Origin of the sequence: Pseudomonas sp. P867 (genome assembly GCF_019891455.1) — a bacterium.
Lineage (GTDB): Bacteria > Pseudomonadota > Gammaproteobacteria > Pseudomonadales > Pseudomonadaceae > Aquipseudomonas > Aquipseudomonas synxantha_A.
The window spans coordinates 237213-258361 of record NZ_JAFLXB010000010.1 but is presented as its reverse complement, the minus strand read 5'-3'; the positions used below and the strand labels follow the sequence as shown (position 1 = coordinate 258361).

Annotated in this window: 18 protein-coding genes and 1 pseudogene; 6 read left to right on the top strand and 13 right to left on the bottom strand. The window is 59.1% G+C overall.

Going from position 1 to position 21149, the window contains the following annotated elements; all coding sequences use genetic code 11:
* The 3 genes and pseudogenes from J1G33_RS19610 to J1G33_RS19600 form a co-directional block, all read left to right on the top strand.
* Nucleotides 1-3282 (top strand): annotated as a pseudogene (locus tag J1G33_RS19610) (RHS repeat-associated core domain-containing protein); the annotation flags it as partial.
* Between the two features lie 3 nt (nt 3283-3285).
* Nucleotides 3286-3690 (top strand): Imm50 family immunity protein, encoded by a 405-nt coding sequence (locus J1G33_RS19605; protein WP_223018568.1) that lies wholly within the window; start codon nt 3286-3288, stop codon nt 3688-3690.
* Nucleotides 3691-3804: 114 nt separating this feature from the next.
* Nucleotides 3805-4167 (top strand): Mpo1-like protein, encoded by a 363-nt coding sequence (locus tag J1G33_RS19600; RefSeq protein WP_005786360.1) that lies wholly within the window; start codon nt 3805-3807, stop codon nt 4165-4167.
* 6 nt (nt 4168-4173) lie between these two features.
* Here the strand turns inward: J1G33_RS19600 and J1G33_RS19595 are convergent, their stop codons facing one another.
* The 3 genes from J1G33_RS19595 to J1G33_RS19585 all read right to left on the bottom strand — a co-directional run bounded on the left by J1G33_RS19595 (nt 4174) and on the right by J1G33_RS19585 (nt 6145).
* A complete protein-coding gene (locus tag J1G33_RS19595; protein WP_223018567.1) occupies nt 4174-4971 on the bottom strand; it encodes a thioesterase family protein in 798 nt (265 codons plus the stop codon).
* 89 nt (nt 4972-5060) lie between these two features.
* Complete coding sequence (locus J1G33_RS19590) at nt 5061-5822, bottom strand: CHAD domain-containing protein (protein ID WP_005786356.1); 762 nt, start codon at nt 5820-5822, stop codon at nt 5061-5063.
* A 44-nt stretch (nt 5823-5866) separates the two neighbouring features.
* Nucleotides 5867-6145, bottom strand: coding sequence for a hypothetical protein (locus J1G33_RS19585; RefSeq protein ID WP_103733588.1), 279 nt, complete (start codon nt 6143-6145; stop codon nt 5867-5869).
* A 205-nt stretch (nt 6146-6350) separates the two neighbouring features.
* On the opposite strand from J1G33_RS19585, the gene J1G33_RS19580 reads away from it, so the two are divergent.
* A complete protein-coding gene (locus tag J1G33_RS19580) occupies nt 6351-7388 on the top strand; it encodes a patatin-like phospholipase family protein (RefSeq protein WP_216090938.1) in 1038 nt (345 codons plus the stop codon).
* Between the two features lie 102 nt (nt 7389-7490).
* On the opposite strand, the gene J1G33_RS19575 is transcribed toward J1G33_RS19580, so the two are convergent.
* The 6 genes from J1G33_RS19575 to kdpF form a co-directional block, all read right to left on the bottom strand.
* The gene (locus J1G33_RS19575; protein ID WP_032877156.1) at nt 7491-8180 is read right to left on the bottom strand and encodes a response regulator; all 690 of its coding nucleotides are present in this window, start codon (nt 8178-8180) and stop codon (nt 7491-7493) included.
* Nucleotides 8181-8226: 46 nt separating this feature from the next.
* Nucleotides 8227-10878 (bottom strand): sensor histidine kinase KdpD, encoded by a 2652-nt coding sequence (locus J1G33_RS19570; protein WP_103733587.1) that lies wholly within the window; start codon nt 10876-10878, stop codon nt 8227-8229.
* Nucleotides 10879-10955: 77 nt separating this feature from the next.
* Entirely contained in the window at nt 10956-11501 is a 546-nt protein-coding gene (gene kdpC / locus J1G33_RS19565) for a potassium-transporting ATPase subunit KdpC (RefSeq protein WP_223018566.1), read from the bottom strand.
* A 27-nt stretch (nt 11502-11528) separates the two neighbouring features.
* Nucleotides 11529-13586 carry a potassium-transporting ATPase subunit KdpB gene (kdpB, locus tag J1G33_RS19560; protein ID WP_223018565.1) on the bottom strand — a complete coding sequence of 686 codons (2058 nt, stop codon included), beginning with the start codon at nt 13584-13586 and terminating at the stop codon, nt 11529-11531.
* 12 nt (nt 13587-13598) lie between these two features.
* Complete coding sequence (gene kdpA, locus J1G33_RS19555; RefSeq protein WP_223018564.1) at nt 13599-15293, bottom strand: potassium-transporting ATPase subunit KdpA; 1695 nt, start codon at nt 15291-15293, stop codon at nt 13599-13601.
* 8 nt (nt 15294-15301) lie between these two features.
* Nucleotides 15302-15391: a K(+)-transporting ATPase subunit F gene (gene kdpF / locus J1G33_RS19550; RefSeq protein ID WP_003218754.1), complete on the bottom strand. Its 90-nt coding sequence runs from the start codon at nt 15389-15391 to the stop codon at nt 15302-15304.
* Between the two features lie 383 nt (nt 15392-15774).
* Here kdpF and eat point away from each other — a divergent pair, with 383 nt between their 5' ends.
* Nucleotides 15775-17139 (top strand): ethanolamine permease, encoded by a 1365-nt coding sequence (eat, locus tag J1G33_RS19545; RefSeq protein WP_223018563.1) that lies wholly within the window; start codon nt 15775-15777, stop codon nt 17137-17139.
* Between the two features lie 110 nt (nt 17140-17249).
* Nucleotides 17250-17417 (top strand): DUF2897 family protein, encoded by a 168-nt coding sequence (locus J1G33_RS19540; RefSeq protein ID WP_223018562.1) that lies wholly within the window; start codon nt 17250-17252, stop codon nt 17415-17417.
* An 8-nt stretch (nt 17418-17425) separates the two neighbouring features.
* Here J1G33_RS19540 and J1G33_RS19535 read toward each other — a convergent pair whose 3' ends face one another.
* The 4 genes from J1G33_RS19535 to J1G33_RS19520 form a co-directional block, all read right to left on the bottom strand.
* Nucleotides 17426-18274, bottom strand: a complete 849-nt coding sequence (locus tag J1G33_RS19535; RefSeq protein WP_032877162.1) for a DUF1989 domain-containing protein — start codon at nt 18272-18274, stop codon at nt 17426-17428.
* Between the two features lie 14 nt (nt 18275-18288).
* The gene (locus tag J1G33_RS19530) at nt 18289-18933 is read right to left on the bottom strand and encodes a GntR family transcriptional regulator (protein WP_103733583.1); all 645 of its coding nucleotides are present in this window, start codon (nt 18931-18933) and stop codon (nt 18289-18291) included.
* Nucleotides 18934-19073: 140 nt separating this feature from the next.
* Nucleotides 19074-19406, bottom strand: a complete 333-nt coding sequence (locus J1G33_RS19525; protein WP_103733582.1) for a ComEA family DNA-binding protein — start codon at nt 19404-19406, stop codon at nt 19074-19076.
* A gap of 352 nt (nt 19407-19758) precedes the next feature.
* Complete coding sequence (locus J1G33_RS19520) at nt 19759-20937, bottom strand: acyltransferase (RefSeq protein ID WP_103733581.1); 1179 nt, start codon at nt 20935-20937, stop codon at nt 19759-19761.
* Between the last annotated feature and the right edge of the window lie 212 nt (nt 20938-21149).

Here is a 21149-nt window from a genome sequence, read left to right as displayed (position 1 = left end):
GCTGGCGCACAGGCTTTGTGTGTCGGGCGATTCGGTGGTGTGGATCGACCATGAGAACCGCTCGACCACCCTGCCCTTGCCTACAGCGGCTCGACCCGCGATCACCAATAGTCTTGCCGAAGCGGCAATCTACTTGGGCTCGACGCCTGATGAACTGGTGCTGGCCCAGGCGTCGCGGTTCTATCACTTTCGCGACGGTGTACTGACTGCGATCAGCGATGCGTATGACAACCGTCTACGCATTTGCCGTGATCATTCCGGGCGAATTGAGCGGCTGGATAACGGTGCTGGTCGCTCGCTGCTGTTGCGTTATGAGCTGGATCGAATCGTGGCGGTGGACTACCAGGTACATCGCGCCAAAGGGCGTGAGCCCTACGTGTGGGAGACCGAACAGAACGTCGTTTCCTACGCCTATGACGAAGCGGGACGACTTGTTTGCGCGACCAATGCTGTCGGAGAAAGCGAGCGTTATAGGTACGACGATCAGCACGTCATTCTTGAGCGGCAGCTGGCCGGTGGGGCGAGTTTCTTTTGGGAATGGGAGCACGCTGGCAAGGCGGCGCGTTGCGTTCGGCATTGGGCGAGTTTTTCCCAGATGGACACGCGTTATGCCTGGGGGATGACGGGCGTGTCACCGTACATAACGCCGATGGCAGCCAGGAAGTGTATGTCCACGACGACCGAGCGCGATTGGTGCAGCGCATCGATCCGGACGGCGCGCAGCATTTCAAATCCTACGATGCCAAGGGTCGGCTGACCGTCGAGCAAGACCCGCTGGGCGCGGTGACGGCGTATCAGTACGACGAAGCCGGACGCTTGGTGGCGTTGTTTCCTGGGGATGATGAGCCGACCTCCTACGAGCATGACAACGGTTTTGTTCGGGTTGTGAGGCGTGGGGAGGCGGTCTGGAAATACGAGCGTAATAGCCAGGGCGATGTTACGCGTAGGACTGATCCCGATGGGCAGGTGACGGACTACAGCTACAACAAATACGGGCAACTGACGGGGGTTTGGTACCCCGATCACAGCTGCCATCGGCTGGTGTGGAATGAGCGTGGGCAGTTGCTGGAAGAGCAATTGCCCAATGGCGGGATCAAGCGTTATCGCTATGACGATTTAGGCCGACAGATTGCCCGCGAGGATGAACACGGCGCGCAGACAGTCTATGAATGGGACAGCGTCGGTAGGTTGATTCGCCTCGTCTTGCCAGGCGGCACCACACGAGAATTCAGCTACAACCCCTACGGAAAAATCATCGCCGAACGCGATGAGCTCGGCCACGTCACCCGCTACGAATATGCCAATGGCCTGCACCTGATCAGCCGCCGCATCAACGCCGACGGCACCCAGGTCAAGTATCGCTACGACAATGTTCGGCTGCTGCTGACCGAAATCGAAAACGAAGTCGGCGAAACCTACCAACTCGACTACCACCCCAACGGCCTGATCCAACAGGAAACCGGCTTCGACGGCCAACGCACCGCCTACGTCTACGACCTCAACGGCAACCTGCAGGAAAAGACCGAATACGGCGATGACGGTAGTCAGCTAGTGACCCGCTACGAGCGCGACCACGCCGGTCGCCTCGTACGGAAAACCCTGCCAGATAACAGCATTGTCGACTATGCCTACGACCGCCAGGGCAACCTCCTCAGCGTCGAAGACGGTCACTGGGCGTTGGCCTACGAATACGACCGCCAAAACCGCCTCACTGCCGAGCACCAAGGCTGGGGCACCCTGCGCTATGGCTACGACGCCTGCGGCCAGCTGAAAAACCTGCGCCTGCCGGACAACAACCGCCTCGTCTTCAACCACGACAAAGGCGGCCACCTCACTACCGTCGAGCTCAATGGTGAGGTGCTCACCTCGCATCTCTTCAAGAGCGGCCGCGAACACCAACGCCAACAAGGTCAACTGCTCAGCCATTACCACTACGACGACCAGAACCGCCTACACGCCCACGCCGTTACGCAGCAGCAAAACTACCTCTACCAACGCCAATACGACTACGACAAAAGCGGCACCCTCACCTGCCTGCTCGATACCCGCAAAGGCCAGCACGACTATCGCTACGACCCGCTTAACCGGCTAACCCGCGCCGATCATTCCCAAGACGTCCAGGAACGCTTCGCCCACGACCCGGCGGGCAACCTGCTGATGCAAGACCGTCCCGGCCCGGACATCGTTGCCGGCAACCGCCTGATGATCCAGGGCGACCGCCATTACGACTACGACGCCTTCGGCAACCTCATCCGCGAACGACGCGGCAAGGGCCATCAACTCGTCACGGAATACCGCTACGACTGCCAACATCGGTTAATCACCATCACAAAACCGAACGGCGAAACCGCTAGTTATCGCTACGACCCGTTTGGGCGACGTGTCAGCAAAACCGTGGATGGCAAGACCACCGAGTTTTTCTGGCAAGGCGACAAGCTGATTGCCGAACACCATGCAAACTGTCATCGCAGCTACATCTACGAGCCGGACAGCTTCTGCCCGTTGGCACTGCTGGAAGGCTATGGCCCAAAGGGCACCACGCCCTACCACTACCAACTCGACCACCTCGGCACACCGCAAGAACTGACCGACACCGAAGGCGAAATCGTCTGGTCCGCCCACTACCGCGCCTACGGCCAGATCGCCCGGCTCGACGTAGGCAAAATCGACAATCCGCTGCGTTTCCAGGGGCAGTATTTTGACCAGGAAAGCGGGCTGCACTACAACCGCCATCGTTACTACAATCCGGATATTGGTCGTTACCTGACACCGGATCCGGTGAAGTTGGCGGGTGGGATCAACTCCTATCAGTACGCGCCCAATCCTACGGGGTGGGTGGATCCGCTAGGACTAAACACGGAGTGTCCTGGAAACCGAAAACGTAATTGCAATCAACTAACAGGACCCGAAGAACCTGCTTATTCCCGTTCAGGCGCATTTAGGCAAGCTAAGTTAGATGCAAAAATCCCTATGAGCCAGCATCCAGACACCGTATTTGATCAGGAAAAGGGAGGCTACGGGCAGTTCAGGCATGTCAGAATGAAAGACATGAGGGGCAGAGAAATACTAAATAATGATGGAAAGCCAATCCTTACGAGAGAGTATGAGTTCACACGCGCAAACAGTCAGAAAATTGTTATCCAAGAGCACAGCGCAGGACATAAATTTGGAGCGCCCGGAGGCCTCGGCGATCAAGGAGCTCATTTCAATTTGCGTCCAATTGGAGACACCCGTCACGGGAAGCTGAAGGGTGCAAAAGACCACTATAATTTTTCGAGGTGAAAAATGAAATTCTGGAATGAATTCGATAGAAGTGTTTTTTTCAATAGAGTTTTCTCCATACAGGTCCCGATTGGAGAGATAGTGTTGTTTTCTATCGATATAGACAACAACAGATCTCATATAACCCTTGCATTTGATATACCTGAGATTCCAGACAAACCACCAGAAAAATGGTCATTAGAAGGCTTCAACACGTGCCGAATTGGTCTTAGCTGTGGCGGGTTGAGTGATGTCGTTATAAAAAATATTCCCACTCTCAATAGATTGCAAATGACTGTACAAAAGCACGAAAATTTTTTTGTCGTTAGGGCTGAGTCGGCAGACTCGTTGATCGAATTTAGAACAAAACACCCATCCTTGTGCGGACCCTCTGTTTACATTAAAGATCCTGACTCCGCCTGCTATTAAACGAGCATTACAAAAGCGAGACTATGACCCCCATAGCCAGCCTTGATTCGCTACTCCGCCCGCCCACATCTAAACTCCATCCAAGTTGTTCCAACGGACAGAGGACTCACGATCATGGGCAAACGTCACCCCAATCTCCCCGCCTGGCAATGGCGTCATTACCCACAAAACCATCAGCACCCGACCAACCTGGCGTTGCACCTGATTGCCGTGCCGCTGTTTATCGTCGGTTTCCTGCTGATCGTTTCAGGGGTGTTCAGCCTGAGCCTGGCCAGCTTGGCTATCGGTGTGGTCGGCATCGTGGCGGGCCTGGCGTTGCAGCGTCACGGCCACAGCCTGGAAGCCCAGGCCAGTGAGCCGTTCAGCGACCGTAAAGATGCGGTGCAACGCCTTGTTGTCGAGCAGTTCGTGACCTTCCCGCGCTTTGTGTTGAGCGGTGGCTGGTGGCGTGCCTGGCGGCAACGTCACCACCACTGAAGTGGCTTAGGCGAACACCACCACGGTCTGGCGGCTGAGGGCGATCAACTCGCCGGTCGGGCTCCACAGCGCAGCGGCCGCATGGCCGTAGCCGTCGCGGGCATGTTCGATGTTGACGTGGTATTGGCACCAATCGAGGGTGGTCAGGTCTTGCAGCGGCTGGATGAACTCGATGGTCCAGGTCAGGGTGCTGCCTGGCGCAGGCTTTTTCAGGTGTGGCAGCAGGGCCGGCGGCCAGGCGTCGACCAGGGCGAGGATATGCGCTTCGGTCAGCGGCTCTTCTTTCACATCCCCGGGCAACCGTACCCAACCGCCCATGTCGCGGGATTTGTTACCGGTGAACGGCAGGCCGCCGACACTCCAGCGCATCGCCAGATGGCGCATGAATTCAGGGGTGACGCCCTTGATGTAGGGCAACTCCTGACATTCATCCCAATGTTTGAATACCGGCGGAGCTTCGCTCGCCACGTCAATTTCCGATGCTCGAGACGCGCCAAAGCTGGCCTGGACCAGGGTCGCCACTTCGCCGTTCTGCAACACGCGGCCGAGCAACTGGCTGACGGCCTTGCCTTCGCGCAACACTTCGACTTGATAACTGGCGGGCACATCCGGCGCGACCGGGCCGACAAAGGTGATGGCCAGGGAGCGCAAGGGGCGATCCGCCGGCACCTGCGCGCGCAGGGCCTCATATTGCAGGGCGGCGACCAGGCCGCCAAAGGTGGCACGGCCCTGAGCCCATTCGGCAGGAATGGTGACGTCCAACGGGTTGCTTCGGGCAGCGTCGAGCAAATCACTAAAGCGCATGGCGACCTCACATCAAGAAAATCGATGGGGAATCTTAACCATCGAGACGGACCGGCACACCGCCCATTCCGGCCAAAAGCCGGACCGCGTTAAAAACAATCGGCGCTGAGTTTGTCCAGCACACGGTCAGCCTGCCCTTGAGCCTTGAGCATGGTGCGCTGCCAGATGGCAACGCAGGGTTGCAGATCCGCCTGCTGCCCGGCCTGGGCCAGCCACTGCCAGCAGTCATGCCAGTCGCCCAGGGCGCTTTGGGCTTTCTTCAATCGCGACATGGCGTTGGGGGATAGCTTGTCCAGTTCGGGGTAAGCCTCGGCGGCGTAACGCACGCGCTTGATCAGCAACCGCAGGCGGTGGCGATCATGCTCGGGATCCTTCAGGGCTTCATCGAGTTTCTGCCATTGCTTGGCCAGGCGTTTCTCGATGCGCGGGCGCAGGCCTTTGAGCAGTTTCTGGTGCTGGGAGGCGCGAATAAAGCGTGGGAATGCATCCAGAATCAGTAACAGGTGCGCCAGTTCCGGGCTTTGCGCCACATGGCGATAGGCCTCGGGTTGCAGGCGCAGGCGCCGATCAGCCGCCTCGTGATAACCGTGCTGATGCAGATACGCCGCCAGGACCTCGCGGTCACGCAGCGGCGTGGTCAATTGGCCAACCGTACTGGCGGCCAATTCAAGCTGTTCCACACCGGGCAGCCCGCGCAAAGGCCGCAACAAGCTGCGCAAGCGCCGCACGGTGGTGCGCAAATCATGCAGGGCTTCATCGTCAGTGACGGCGGCGAGGCGAGCCTGGCAGCTCAGTAACCCTACTTCCAGGCCTATGACCTGGGCGACTAACTGATTGACCAGCGCTGACATCCTGCCCTCACTTTCCAATGAATAATCCTACTCGCCGCTACAGGTCAACGCCCGGCGCGAGACTCACGAATATAGAACCGCGCCTTCTGGGCTTTGTTGGAGCACCCTTCAAACGCTTCAAACTGCTGCTGGGTCTTGGCGCCAGTCAATAGCGACAGAGCCTTGGAGTAGCTCACGGTGCCAGCAAAACCTTCAGCCTTGGCCAGATCGAGTTCTTTCCAGGCGGCATCCAATTGGGAACCGCAGCTGTCGCGGTAGGCCGTCTTGCCGGCACAGCCGACCAAGGCCAGCACGATCACAGGCACACACATCCAGGCTTTCATTGATGACACCTCAAAATAAGCAAAATCATTCGTAGCCTGTAGACGTTGCCCACAGGGAAAAGTGCCTTGTCCCTAGCCTGAAATCGGTCGTACCTATTGCCAGAGCATACCCGAGCGGAAAGGTTATCCTCTAAAAATAACCGAAGATTGAAGCCGCCCCCCGGATGGGTGCATTGTGGGCACCTGTTTTGCGAAGGACTGGGACATGAAAAAACGTGTTGCCTTAGTGCTGGGCTCCGGGGGAGCCAGGGGCTACGCCCATATCGGGGTGATCGAAGAAATCGAACGACGCGGCTATGACATCGCCTGTATCGCCGGCTGTTCGATGGGCGCGGTGGTCGGCGGCATCTATGCCGCAGGCAAGCTGGACGAATATCGAAACTGGATCGAAAGCCTGGACTACCTCGACGTATTGCGCCTGGTAGATGTGAGCTTTCGCCTGGGTGCGATTCGTGGCGAAAAAGTTTTCGGGCAGATTCGCAAAATCGTCGGCGAGATCAATATCGAAGAGCTGCGCATCCCCTACACCGCTGTGGCCACCGACCTTACCAACCAACAGGAAATCTGGTTTCAGGAAGGCTGCCTGCACCAGGCCATGCGCGCATCGGCGGCGATCCCAAGCCTGTTCACCCCGGTGATGCAAGGCAACCGGATGCTGGTGGACGGCGGGCTGCTCAACCCGCTACCCATTGTGCCGGTGGTGTCGAGCCACTGTGACTTGATCATCGCGGTCAACCTCAACGCCACCAACCAGAAGCACTATCAGTTGCCGGTGATCCAGCGCCCGCCGGCGTTCAAAAGCCGCTTCAACAGCCTGGCCAAGTCACTCGGATCGCACCTGCCATTTCGCCGCAAACAGGCCGAGCAGTTGATGAAGCTCGAACAGGAAGCCTTGCAGGCCCAGGCAGCAGAGATCAACCCGTGGCTGGAGTCGGCTGAACCCGAATCCCAGCAACCCGCTGCCGCGCCGGAAAAAGCCGGCGCACCGAAGTCGGCGACCGGCTCGTTCATCATCGATAACGTCGGGCCTGCGTCGCTGCTGGACCTGATCAACCAGAGTTTCGAGGTGATGCAAACCTCATTGGCGCAGTACAAGATCGCAGGCTACCCGCCAGATGTGCTGATCAACGTGCCGAAGCGAGTGTGCCGGTTCTTCGAGTTCTACAAGGCGCCGGAGCTGATCGCCTTGGGGCGGGAGATCGCCAGTGATACGTTGGATCGGTATGAGAGTGAGCAGAGTTGAGCGCGTGGGTGTTGCTGATGGCCTCATCGCGGGCAAGCCCCACATTTTAATCTGTGAATACACTCAAAATGTGGGAGGGGGCTTGCTCCCTCCCACAAAAACTCAAGCATTCAGCAACCGATACCCCACCCCCGCCTCGGTCACGATAAACCGTGGCTGCGTCGGGTCATCCGCCAGTTTCTGGCGCAGGTGCCCCACCACGATACGCAGGTAATGGCTGTCTTCGGTGTGGGTCGGGCCCCAGATGTCCTTGAGCAATTGCTGCTGGGTAATCACCCGCCCCGGATGCCGGGCCAGTTGCGCCAGCACTGCATACTCCTTGCGGGTCAGCGCCACTTCGGCACCGTCCAGCAGCACGCGGCGATAAGCCAGGTCCACCGTCAGCGGGCCGAAATTCAAGGCGGCTTCCTGGGCCTCTCCCGCCGGTGCCTGACGCAACAACGCACGCACCCGAGCGAGGAATTCCTGGATGCCGAAGGGCTTGGTCACGTAGTCATTGGCGCCACCGTCAAGAGCCTCGACTTTCTGGCCTTCACTGGCCCGCACCGACAGCACCAGCACCGGTACCGTCGACCACTCGCGAAACTCGCGCAGCACCTGCTGGCCGTCCATGTCGGGCAGCCCCAGGTCGAGCACCAGCAGGTCCGGTTTGTTCAGGGCCGCTTGCGCCAGGCCTTCGTTGCCGGTGCCGGCCTCGATCACCTTATAGCCCTGGGAGGCCAGGCTGATGCGCAGGAGTTTGCGGATCTGCGGTTCGTCATCTATGACGAGAATCGTCGCGGTCTGGCTCATGGTGTCCGTCAAAATTCGTTAAAGAATCACCCCATTCAGGAGCCATTCAAAGGTCAGTGTCCAAGCCAGGTTGAGATTGTAGCGGCAGAAACAACGTGATGCAGGTACCCCGCCCATCAATGCCATCGGCCACGCTGATATGCCCACCATGCGCACCGACCATGCCCTGGCAGATCGCCAGGCCAAGGCCGGTGCCCTGCCCGCCCCGATCACCGCGGGCAGCGGTATAGAACATGTCGAAAATCTTCGCACGCTCCTCCTCGGGAATCCCCGGCCCTTCATCCGCCACGGCAAAAAACAACTGCTCATCCTGCACGCCAGCGCGCAACTGCAAGCGACCCTGGGGCGGCGAAAATCGGGCGGCGTTTTCCAGCACATTGACCAACGCCTGTTCGATCAACGCCGCATGCACATACAACAAGGGCAGTTCCGACGGCACCTCGGTGCTCACTTGCAATGGCGCCAGCACCGCGCGCAAACGCCCGAGGGCACTGCCGACGATATCACCGGGCGACACCCAATCGCGCGCCAGTTTCAGCGCGCCGTGGCCCAGCCGCGTCATGTCCAGCAGGTTCTGGATATAGCGGTCCAGGCGCTCGGCCTCATCACGGGTGCCTTCAAGCAATTCGCGACGATCCTCCATGGGAATGGCTTCGCCGAGGGCCAGCAGGCTATCGATACTGCCGCGCATGGAGGTCAACGGCGTGCGCAAATCGTGGGACACCGACGCCAGCAAGGCGCTGCGCAGTTGTTCGGTTTCACCGTGCAGACGCGCCGACTCCAACTCTTGCCCCAACTGCGCCCGCGCCAGCGCCTGGGCCAGTGGCTGGCTCAAGGCAGTGAGCAAACGTCGGCGTTGCCCGCTCAACTCCAGGCCCGGTTTGGCGCTGACACCGAGCAAGCCCAGCGGCCCCTCTTCACCCGACAACGGCCACCACCACCAACGTCCGAACGGCAAGGTGCCGGTGCCCATACCGGCAGGCTGATCATGCTGCCAGGCCCAATCGGCGGCAGCGCGTTCGGCTTCGGTGAGGGTCAGCGGGCCACCGGTCTCGACCGTCCAGCCGCCCTGACCGTCGCGATTGACCAGACACAAGTCAAGATCGCGCCAGCCTTGCAGATGGTGGGCGGCGGCGCTGATCACGGCTTGGCGATCGGTGGCCGCCGTGAGCTTGCGCGACAGGTCGAGCAGCTCGCTGGTTTCTTCCTGGGTATCGCGCAACGCCTGCAGCTGGCGGCGCTGGCGCGCGGCGAGGTTGCCGGTCAGGGCTGCCATCAGCAGGAAGAACAGCAGGGTCAGCACATCCTCTTCGCGCTGAATGGCGAAAGAAAAGTTCGGCGGGATAAACAGAAAATCGTAGGTCATGAACGACAGCGCCGCGCATACCAGCGACGGCCCCAGGCTGCTGCGCACCGCCACCAGCAATACGGCAGCGAGAAACACCAGCGAGATATTCGGCAGCGGCAACACACTGGACACGGCCCAAGCCACGGCCGCAGCAACCACCGTGGCAACCACCGCCAAAGCGTAATCGAACCACACCAACCCGCGCACATCCGGCAAGCGTGGCGGCGCCGGTATGTCATCGCTGTCGAGGACATTGATTTCCAGGCCACGGGCATTGCGCAACAGCCGCGCCGCCAAGCCACCACCGAACAAGCGCCGGCGCCAGCGCATCCGCGACTGCCCCACCAGCAACAAGCTGGCACGGCGTTCGGCGGCGTGCTGGATCAGGGTCTTGGCGACCTCCCCGGCCCGCAGTAACACCACTTCGCCGCCCAACCGCTCCGCCAGTTGCTGGGCGTTCTGCAGACGCAGGCGCGATTGCTCATCCCGCGCTCGGCCGTTGTCGACGTGCACCAGGCTCCAAGGCAAATGCCGACGCTGGGCCACGCGACTGGCATGACGCACCAGGCGTTCGGCTTGCGCATCGCCATCCACGCCCACCAGCAAACGCCCACGTACCGCCGGCGCGGCCTGTCCGAGTTGGCGATAGCCCTGGGCCAGATCATCGTCGACGTGGGCGGCGGCGGTTTGCATCGCCAGTTCGCGCAGGGCCATGAGGTTGGTCTGGGTGAAAAACGCATCGATAGCCGCACGCGCCTGTTCGGGCACATACACCTTGCCGTCACGCAGGCGTTCGAGCAGTTCGCGCGATGGCAGGTCGATCAGCAACAGTTCGTCGGCCTCTTGCAGCACCCAGTCCGGCAGGGTTTCGCGCACTTGCACGCCGGTGATGCCACGCACCTGATCATTGAGGCTTTCCAGGTGCTGGACGTTGACCGTGGTGAACACATTGATACCGGCCGCGAGCAATTCCTGAATATCTTGCCAGCGCTTTTCATGACGGCTACCGGGGGCGTTGCTGTGGGCCAGTTCATCTACCAGCACCAGCTTGGGCTTGGCGGCGAGCAGGCCGTCGAGGTCCATTTCTTCGAGCATCACGCCGCGGTATTCGCTGCGCAACAGCGGTTGTTGCGGCAGGCCGCTGAGCAAGGCTTCGGTCTCGGCGCGGCCGTGGGTTTCGACCACCCCGGCAATCAGCCGTACGCCCTGACGCAGTTGGGTGTGGGCCGCCTGGAGCATGGCGTAGGTCTTGCCCACGCCAGGCGCGGCGCCGAGGAAGACCTTGAGCCGGCCACGGCCAGCCCGGGGCAGATCGGCTAACAGGGCATCGGCGCGGCCGGAGTCGCTCATACGGGTTCCTTCAGACAGGTATTTTCAGGTCAATGAAGATCAACTGTGGGAGGGAGCAAGCCCCCTCCCACAGGGGTTCAGAGTTTTTCCAGGGCCATGTTGAGGGCCAGGACGTTTACCACCGGCGGCCCTACCAACGGGCTTTCGATGTGCTCATCCAGCAACCGCTGCAAGGTCGCCACCGGCACATTGCGCGCTGCCGCCACTCGCGCCAGTTGATAGGCAATCGCCTGCGGTGGCAAGTGGGGATCAAGGCCGCTGCCGGAGGTCGTCAGCGAGGCCAATGGCACCGGGCCCTGGCCAGGCACTGATTGTTTGCCGGCATCCTCGACTACGCGGGTCGCCAAGGCCGGATTGCTGGGGCCCAGGTTGCTGGCACTGCTGGACACCGTCGCAAAGGCTCCTGCTGACGGGCGTGGATGAAACCAGCTGTCGCCGGTAAAGTCCTGGGCGATCAGGCTGGAGCCGCGCACCTTGCCGCTGGCGTCGTGCACCAGGCTGCCATTGGCCTGATCGGGGAAGGCCACTTGCGCCACGCCCGTGACCACCAGCGGGTAGGCGACGCCGGTGATCAGGGTCATGAGTACCAGCAGACTCAGGGCGGGGCGGATGATGTTTGTCATAGTCAAATCCTCAATAAATCAGACAGGTCAAACCAGGTGCAGCGCCGTCAGCAGCATGTCGATGGCTTTGATACCCACGAACGGCACCAAGAGCCCGCCCAGGCCGTAAATCAGCAGGTTGCGTCGCAGCAAGGCCGCCGCACTAGCCGCTTGCACCCGTACACCGCGCAGCGCCAGGGGAATCAGCACCACGATAATCAAGGCGTTAAACACAATGGCCGAGAGGATCGCGCTCTGCGGGCTCTGCAAGTGCATGATGTTGAGCACGCCCAGTTGCGGGTAGATCGAGGCAAACAGCGCCGGCAGGATTGCGAAGTACTTGGCCACGTCGTTGGCGATGGAAAAGGTCGTCAACGCGCCACGGGTTACCAGCAATTCCTTGCCGATCTGCACCACGTCCAGCAGCTTGGTCGGGTCGCTGTCGAGGTCGACCATGTTGGCCGCTTCGCGCGCGGCCTGGGTGCCGTCGTTCATGGCCATACCGACGTCAGCCTGGGCCAGCGCAGGGGCATCGTTGGCGCCGTCGCCGCACATGGCAACCAGGCGGCCGTCGTTCTGCTCATGGCGAATACGCGCAAGTTTTTTCTCAGGCGTGGCCTCGGCCAGCACATCGTCCACACCCGCTTCAGCCGCAATCGCGGCGGCGGTCAGGGGGTTGTCGCCAGTGACCATCACGGTGCGAATGCCCAGCTTGCGCAACTCGGCAAACCGCTCGCGGATGCCGGGCTTGACCACGTCCTTGAGATGGATCGCACCGAGCAATTTGCCATCGGCGCAGACCAGCAATGGGGTGCCGCCGCTTTGGGCGATCTTGTCGATTTCCCGCGACAGCGCAGGTAAAAGCTCGCTGCGTTGCTGGCCGATAAACGCCAGCAGCGAATCCACGGCGCCTTTGCGGAACACGCGGCCCTGATAGTCGACACCCGATAATCGGGTCTCGGCGCTGAAGGGTACGGCGGTCAATTCATCCAGGCTTGGCTCGGCCTGCGGGTGCAAGGCACGCAGGTATTCAACGATGGATTTGCCTTCCGCCGTGTCATCGGCCAGGGATGCCAGCAGCGCGCCTTCAGCCAATTCCCGACCGCTGACGCCAGGCGCCGCGACCACGGCCGAGCAACGACGGTTACCAAAAGTAATGGTGCCGGTCTTGTCCAGCAGCAACACATGCACGTCCCCCGCCGCTTCCACGGCGCGACCGGACTTGGCGATCACATTGAGACGCACCAGGCGATCCATGCCGGCAATCCCGATGGCGGACAACAAGCCGCCAATGGTGGTGGGAATCAGCGTCACCAGCAGTGCGACCAGGAACACCAGAGGCAGGCTGCCATTGGCAAAATGCGCGAACGGCTGCAAGGTCACCACTACCAGCAGGAAGATCAGGGTCAGGCCGATCAGCAGAATATCCAGCGCGACTTCGTTGGGGGTTTTCTGGCGTTTGGCGCCTTCCACCAACGCAATCATGCGATCCAGCGTGGACTCACCAGGGTTGGCGGTGATGCGAATCAGCAGCCAGTCCGACACCAGCCGTGTGTTGCCGGTAACGGCTGAGCGGTCACCGCCGGACTCGCGGATGACCGGGGCGGATTCGCCGGTGATCGCCGCTTCGTTGACCGCCGCAATACCTTCGACGACCTCGCCGTCACCGGGGATCATTTCCCCCGCGGCAACACGTACCACATCGCCCTTGCGCAGGCTGGTGGCCGGCACCACCTTGAAGCTGCCATCGGCCTCCTGGCGCCGGGCGCTCAAACCTTCGCTGCCGGCCTTGAGGCTGTCTGCGCGGGCCTTGCCGCGGCCTTCGGCCAGGGCTTCGGCGAAGTTGGCGAACAGCACGGTGAACCACAGCCACACGGCGATTTGCACCGCAACAAAGGTGGGCACGGTGGTATCGGGCACAAAGCACAATACGGTGGTGAGGATGGCGGTCAGTTCGACCACCAGCATCACCGGCGAGCGTTGCAGTTGGCGTGGGTCGAGCTTGACGAAAGCCTGGACCAGCGCCGGGCGCCAGAGCGCCGAGATGGCGGTTTTGACAGGCTCCTGGGTTTTGACCGGGGCCGCGTTTTTTGCAGGCATATTCATTTTCATGTCCCTTTAGAAGCCCATGCTCAGATGTTCAGCGATAGGCCCAAGCGCCAGCGTCGGCAGGAAAGTCAGGCCGCCCACCAGCAAAATGGTCACGGTCAACAAGGTCACGAACAGCGGGCCATGGGTGGGGAAGCTGTTCTGGCCAATCGGTGCGGCCTTCTTCATCGCCAGGCTGCCGGCCAGAGCCAGCACCGGGAGGATGTAGCCAAAGCGGCCGATCAACATGCCCAGGCCGAGCATCAGGTTATGGAACGCGGTGTTGGCACCGAGGCCGGCAAACGCCGAACCGTTGTTGGCACTGGCCGAGGTGTAGGCGTAAAGCAACTGACTGAAGCCGTGGGGGCCAGGGTTACTGATCGCGCCCGCCGGGCCCGGCAGGCTGGCGGCGATGGCACTCAACACCAGCACGCCGACCGGCATGACCAGCAGGGTCACCACCAGCAATTGCACTTCCTTGGCCTGGAGTTTCTTGCCCAGATATTCCGGCGTGCGGCCGATCATCAGGCCGGCGAGGAACACCGCGATCAGTACGTTAAGCAACATGCCGTACATGCCAGCACCGACGCCGCCAAAGATCACTTCGCCAACCATCATGTTGACCAATGCCACCATCCCACTCAGCGGGCTGAGGCTGTCCTGCATACCGTTGACCGAGCCGTTGGATGCCGCGGTAGTGGTCACCGACCACAGCACGGTGCCGGTGGTACCGAAGCGTGTTTCCTTGCCCTCCAGCGGTGCGGTTTGCTCCACGGCCGGGTTGCTCAAGGTCGGATTGGGCTGGTATTCGGACCACAGCGACGTCGCGCCGCCGATCAGGAACAGCGCCAGCATACACGCGAGGATCGCCCGGCTCTGACGCAGGTCTTTGACGTAGTGGCCGAAGGTAAATACCAACGCCACCGGGATCAGAATGATCGAGGCCACTTCGAACAGGTTGGCCCAGGCTGTCGGGTCTTCGAACGGATGCGCCGAGTTCACCCCGAAGAAGCCGCCGCCATTGGTGCCCAGTTGCTTGATCGCAATCTGGCTGGCTGCCGGGCCCAAGGGAATCACCTGGTCCACGCCCTGCAGCGTGACGGCGTCAACATAGTGGGCGAAGGTTTGCGGCACGCCCTGCCACACCAGGAACAGTGCGAGCACCAGGCACAACGGCAGCAGGCCGTAGAGGGTGGCGCGCGTCATGTCGACCCAGAAGTTGCCCAAGGTCTGGGCAGATTTGCGCCCGATCCCACGGCACAAGGCGACCAGGACGGCGAGACCGGTCGCCGCACTGACGAAGTTCTGCACAGTGAGGCCGGCCATCTGGCTCAGGTAGCTGAGGGACGCCTCGCCGCTGTAGTTCTGCCAGTTGGTATTGGTCATGAAACTGACGGCGGTGTTGAACGCCAGGGTCCATTCCTGGCCCGGCAACTCCTGCGGGTTCAGTGGGAGGGAGCCCTGGAATAACAGGATCGAGAACAACAACAAGAAGCCCGCCAGGTTGAACGCGAGCAAGGCCAGCATGTATTTCTGCCAGCTCTGTTCCTGCTGCGCGTCCACGCCCGAAAGGCGATAACAGACCTTTTCGACAGGCCCCAACACCGGCGTCAACCACGTGCGCTGGCCTTCCATCACCTTGTAGTAGAACCGCCCCAAAAACGGCGCCGGCACCAGTACCACGGCAAAGAAGGCGATGATCAGCCAATAGTCATAACTGTGCATAGCCGCTCCTAGTTCCGATCCGCGCGTAACAGCGCAACCAGCAGATAAATGAACAGCGCCACGGCCAATAGCAGTGACACTCCGTCCAGAACGCTCATGGAAATTTCCCCGTCTTGCGGCGATTGCCGCGTGTGGGGCAATTGTCGGCAGGAGTGGTGTAAAGGAACGAGAGCGAGGTGTTGGGTGGGGCGTAAAGATGGCGTAAAGAGTGGGTTTATGCCGGGTTTACAGGAGATTCGCAGTGGCAGCGAGGGCCTCATCGCGGCCCACAGTGGAATGCATTCCAAATGTGGGAGCCGGGCTTGCCCGCGATGACGGCAGGTCAGACACCACCGCCCTTATCTGGTGCACGCCAAGCCACATTCAAACGCCAAACCGTCCCGCAGGCGACACCAGCATTGCTTTGCGACAGGGTTTCGTAGCCTGGCATAACCACTGCAACACCCTGAATCATTCCAAACGATTCAGGGAGCACCCCACAATGAACACACAACTCAAACCCACCTTAGGCACCCTGCATCTCTGGGGCATTGCCGTGGGGCTGGTGATCTCCGGCGAGTATTTCGGCTGGAGCTATGGCTGGGGCGTCGCCGGTACCCTGGGCTTTCTGGTGACCTCATTGATGGTCGCCACGATGTACACCTGCTTTATCTTCAGCTTCACCGAACTGACCACCGCCATTCCCCATGCCGGAGGCCCCTTTGCCTACAGCCGTCGCGCCTTTGGTGAAAAAGGCGGCTTGATTGCCGGGCTGGCTACCTTGATCGAATTCGTCTTCGCCCCGCCCGCAATTGCCCTGGCCATCGGCGCCTACCTGAACGTGCAATTCCCGGCACTTGATCCCAAGCACGCCGCCGTCGGCGCTTATATCGTGTTCATGGGCCTGAACATCCTCGGGGTCAAACTTGCCGCGACCTTTGAGCTGGTGGTGTGCGTACTCGCCGTCGCCGAACTGCTGGTGTTCATGGGCGTGGTCGCCCCGGCGTTCAGCTTCAGCAACTTCGCCCTCAACGGCTGGGCCGGTTCCGACACCTTCGGCGCGCCGGCGATTGCCGGGATGTTTGCCGCTATTCCCTTCGCCATCTGGTTCTTCCTCGCCATCGAAGGTGCCGCCATGGCCGCCGAAGAAGCCAAGGACCCCAAACGCACGATTCCAAAAGCCTACATCAGCGGCATCCTCACCCTGGTGTTCCTGGCCATGGGCGTAATGTTCTTCGCCGGTGGCGTAGGCGACTGGCGCACCTTGTCGAACATCAACGACCCACTGCCCCAGGCGATGAAAACCGTAGTCGGCGAAAGCTCCGGCTGGTTGCACATGCTGGTGTGGATTGGCCTGTTTGGGTTGGTGGCGAGCTTCCACGGCATCATCCTCGGCTACTCGCGCCAGTTCTTCGCCCTGGCCCGCGCCGGTTACCTGCCGCCCTTCCTGGCCAAACTGTCGCGTTTTCAGACACCCCATCGAGCAATTATTGCCGGCGGCCTGGTCGGCATCGCGGCCATCTACAGCGACGGCCTGATCAACCTGGGCGGCATGACCCTGACCGCCGCCATGATCACCATGGCGGTGTTCGGTGCCATCGTCATGTACATCATGAGCATGCTCAGCCTGTTCAAACTGCGTAAGACCGAGCCCCTGCTGGAACGCACCTTTCGCGCACCGGGCTACCCCATCGTGCCGGGTATTGCACTGGTACTGGCAGTGGTGTGCCTGGTGGCGATGGCCTGGTTCAACGCCCTGATCGGGCTGATCTTCCTGGGCTTTATGCTGGCAGGCTTCATCTATTTCCAACTGACCGCGCAAGACCGCGCCGACGCCCCGACAGATGCGATGTTGACGGGACTATAGCGCCCGCGAGGCAGAACGGGCCTACACTGAACTACTCAGAAAGCCCGTGACTCAAAGCAGTCATTACCGTGGGAAACTTTCCCACGGACATCTGCCTCAAGGAGAGCCTTATGCCGTGGTATGCGTGGTTTATTATGGTAGTCGCAATCGGGTCGATCGTCGGAGGGCTGATGATGCTGCGCGACAGCGCCAACAAAGTCGAACTCACCGACGAACAACGTAAACGCGTGGCCGAGCGCAATGCGCAGGCGGATGCCAAGGATGCGCAGGATCGCTGAACCTTGAGTTACTCCCAATCCGCCTTGGCGATATGCAAACCGTGCTGCCCCTTGTAGGCAGCGCGTTCCGGCTGGCTCCAGCCATTGAGCAACTCATCCTCCAACCGGTAGATCTCCACCCCCAACGGACGACACACCGTCAGCGGATCCTGCGCATCCGGCCCCCACATCGGTAGCGATAAATCCCCGCCAGGGCACGTCGACAACGCACACAGCAAATCAATCTCGGCAAAAAACTCCAGGTAATCACCCTTCTGCGCCGGACAGGCTTTCATAAAGTACATGTCATCGTGATTGAGGCCCGTGCACTGGAAAATATTCAACACGTCATGCACGTCGAATTCCGTCAGCCCATGGGGCAATACCGCACGGGTCAGGTTCGAGTGGCAATGGTGATGAAAGTCCTCCCCAGTCAGCATCCGGTTCACATAGGGATCGCAGCGCGTACCGAGCAAATCGTGCAAGCGTCCGCCGTATTCATCGATGCCGTAACTGGCGAGGCTGTCGTCGGTGATGGTCACCAGTGGCCGTAGAAAAGGCAGGTTCGACCACAAGCGATCATGGGTGCTGACATGGGCACCCTGAAGCTGCCGAGTGCGCGCAGCCCACAAACGCTCGCGCGGGTCATTGGCGTTCCATACGTTGAAGTCCCCCACCTGCGGGCCCACCGGCGTGGTCACACGGAACACATGCCCGGCCGGCACTTTCCATGCCCTGCCCGTACGGATAGGTACCTCGAACTGTTCGATCAACGTGCGCTGGGTTTTCTGATCACGAATGCGCTCATAGAACGCCGTATCCACCTGCAATGCTGAGCCTTTGCTGACTTGGTACGCGGCCGGATAGTCTTTATACATGGGGCAATCCTCCATCAAGGGTGATCAAACAAGGCCAGGGAAAGATGTTCCGAATCATCCAGGTACAGGCTCATCGCCTCGCTGGCGGCCTGGGTTTGGTTGCGGGTTAACAGCGTGTATATCTCATGGTCGCGCTCCAGCCAGGGTAACTGGAAACTCTGCTCATCCGGCGCGGCGCAAAACACCAGGCGCAGCTGGGCGATCACCTGGGCAAAAAACTCGTCGAACAGTGGGCTGTCCATCAACGCGACGATCTGTTGGTGGAAAACAAGACTGTGGGTAGCCACCGCTCGCCAATCTTCGCGCTCCCGGGCCAGGGTGGTGGCGTCAATAGCGTTTTGCATGCGGCCTGATTGAGTGTCCGTCAGCGGGCCGCTTTGGGCTATGGCCTGCAATTGCAGGGTGCGGCGGACTACGAAGAGGTCACGTACTTCTGCCCGCTGCAGGCGCCGAACCATTACGCCCTTATTGCGGACATAGCGGGTAAGCCCTTCTTGGCCCAAGCGATGCAGCGCCTCACGGATAGTATTGCGCGAGGCGTTGTAGCCCTTGACTAAGTCGGCCTCGACGAGCGACACACCCGGCAGCAGCCGCCCGCCGATAATGTCGGCGCGTAATTCCAGGGCGATTTGGTCGGCTAAAGACAAGCTGGACGTCATGTACACCTCAAGATTGTTGAACAATCGTTGAGTTGAATGTAATCACGTTTCATGCCAACGCGGCCTGAGAGTAAATAGACGCAGCTTTGATAAAGGAAAGGCCGGTCAATGACCGGCCTTCTGGGGCTATCTTCGCATCTTCAATTAATAACCAATCTGTCGCGATTCTTCTCCAGCAGTGCTTTACCGATGCCTTTTACTTCCAGTAACTCATCCACCGCCGTGAACGGACCGTTGCTTTCGCGATACGCAACGATTGCCTTCGCCTTGGAAGCGCCGATACCGAACAGGTCGCGGCGCAGGGTTTCGGCATCGGCGGCGTTGAGGTTGACCTTGGTGGATTGCTCGATCTTGGTCATTTGGGTGGAGATTGGGCTTGAAGCTTCCGGCTTGATGGAGGGCGCAGCAGTAGTGGCGACGGAGAGGCTAGTGAGGAAGGCGAAGATGAGGGATGAAATGTAGAGATTTTGCATTGGTGACGCTCCATGACATCGGTAAGAGAAAAGCAGCTTTCCGAAGCTGCATTTCTACATTAGGCGATAGATGGAGGGTGTCAAAAATGGGGGTATTGCAAGGTATGAAAGAGTTCGGCTTTTTGTGTACAGGCCAGTAAACGCTTGCCGTCAAGCAACGGTGGACGCCGACGATCGCCCGATAAATCTTCGCACAGAATCGCAAATTGAAGTCGCGAGCGGTGCCTGGAATATCCAACCACTTTCCTAATGACCATCGATAATATCAAGGTCCGCAGCAAACTCGGCGGCCCCGGCATTACCGATGGACAGTAGGCGGAACAAAGAGGCCGATGCAGTAGCACCGCACACTTCATATCACAGCGTTTGTTTTTTCCGAGTAGGCAACCGTGGGGGCGTTGGTCTGCTCCACTCGTTTCTTGCGCATAAACCTTTTCTCTACATGAACAAAAGTAATGGTCGACAAGGCGACGATGATTGGAATGGTCACGAAATTTGCCACCCAAAAAGTTACTTTATCAAGAGCAGCAAGATCAAAAAATACAGACAGGAGCTTGAAGGATAAAAACAATACCGGCAAGTGGAGCAGGTAAACACTGTAGCTGATATCACTGAGCCTGTTCAGGAACTGGTAATGCAAGAAGTACGGATTTGAAATTGTAATGCATATGAAGAATATTGTTGCCAGAGCGAATCTCAACGCTCCGTAGCCGGGGACATCAACCAGCCCGCACACCCAAACAAATATACCCACTGCAATTAACATGGAAAAGAATTTAACCAGTTTATTCGTGATATTTTTTTTATGAACAACCGCTGCCATCATGCCTGACAGAAAGTAGGCCCAACACACCACGGCAGAGGTGCCCAGGTCAATGGCAGCAATCAGTATCGCCACCGTCAGGATAATGGACCTATAGCGCGACCTGTAAAAAATTGCCACCATTGGCAGCACTGCATAAAAACGCCATTCATGAACCAACGTCCATGTCACGGAACTCAGAGGCACAAGCGATACGCCGCCAATTTTCATTGGGTTATCTATGAAATTAAACGTTACCAGACCAGCGATAGTGGTAATAGACTCTTTATCCAGGAAATCAAACCCTGCAAAAGAAATCGCAATAATAAATACCAAGAACGATGCCAGATAGTAAAGCGGAGCCACTCTCCTGATTCTGGCTACGAAAAAATCACCCCAATCTATATGCTTGCTCTTCATGACTTTGTCAAAGAAAAGAAAACCCGTTATGCAGAAAAAAATCTGCACACCAAAAGATCCAAGGTTCGGGTAAATTTGTCCCCACGCAGAAAAAACTGTATTTTTCACACCCAAATTTATTAGTACAAACGGCGCATGATTAATAAAAACAAATATAGCCGCAAGACCACGCAGGCCATTGATGAATTTATATTCATGCTGAACTTCTGCACTTTCTATTTTCGACCTGAATATCGACGAAAAAGTAATGAACATCAATATTATCAATAGCGTAAGTGCAATTACTTCAAGTGAATATTCGGTTTTCATTTATAAAAATTACTCATGCAATGCCTTCCTGCTTTGGGCTATGTTGAAAAAGCTCCATGGATGATCAAGCCGCCGGCTCTGCCCGGCCGCTTATCACGAGGCAGCGCTCAATGAAAATGTCATCGTGCAGCGCCCCAAGCGGATTGTATTCCGTAAGCGGTGTGCAGGGGAAGAAAATGTAGAGCGCGAACGCTCCGTAAAAAGGGCGAGGT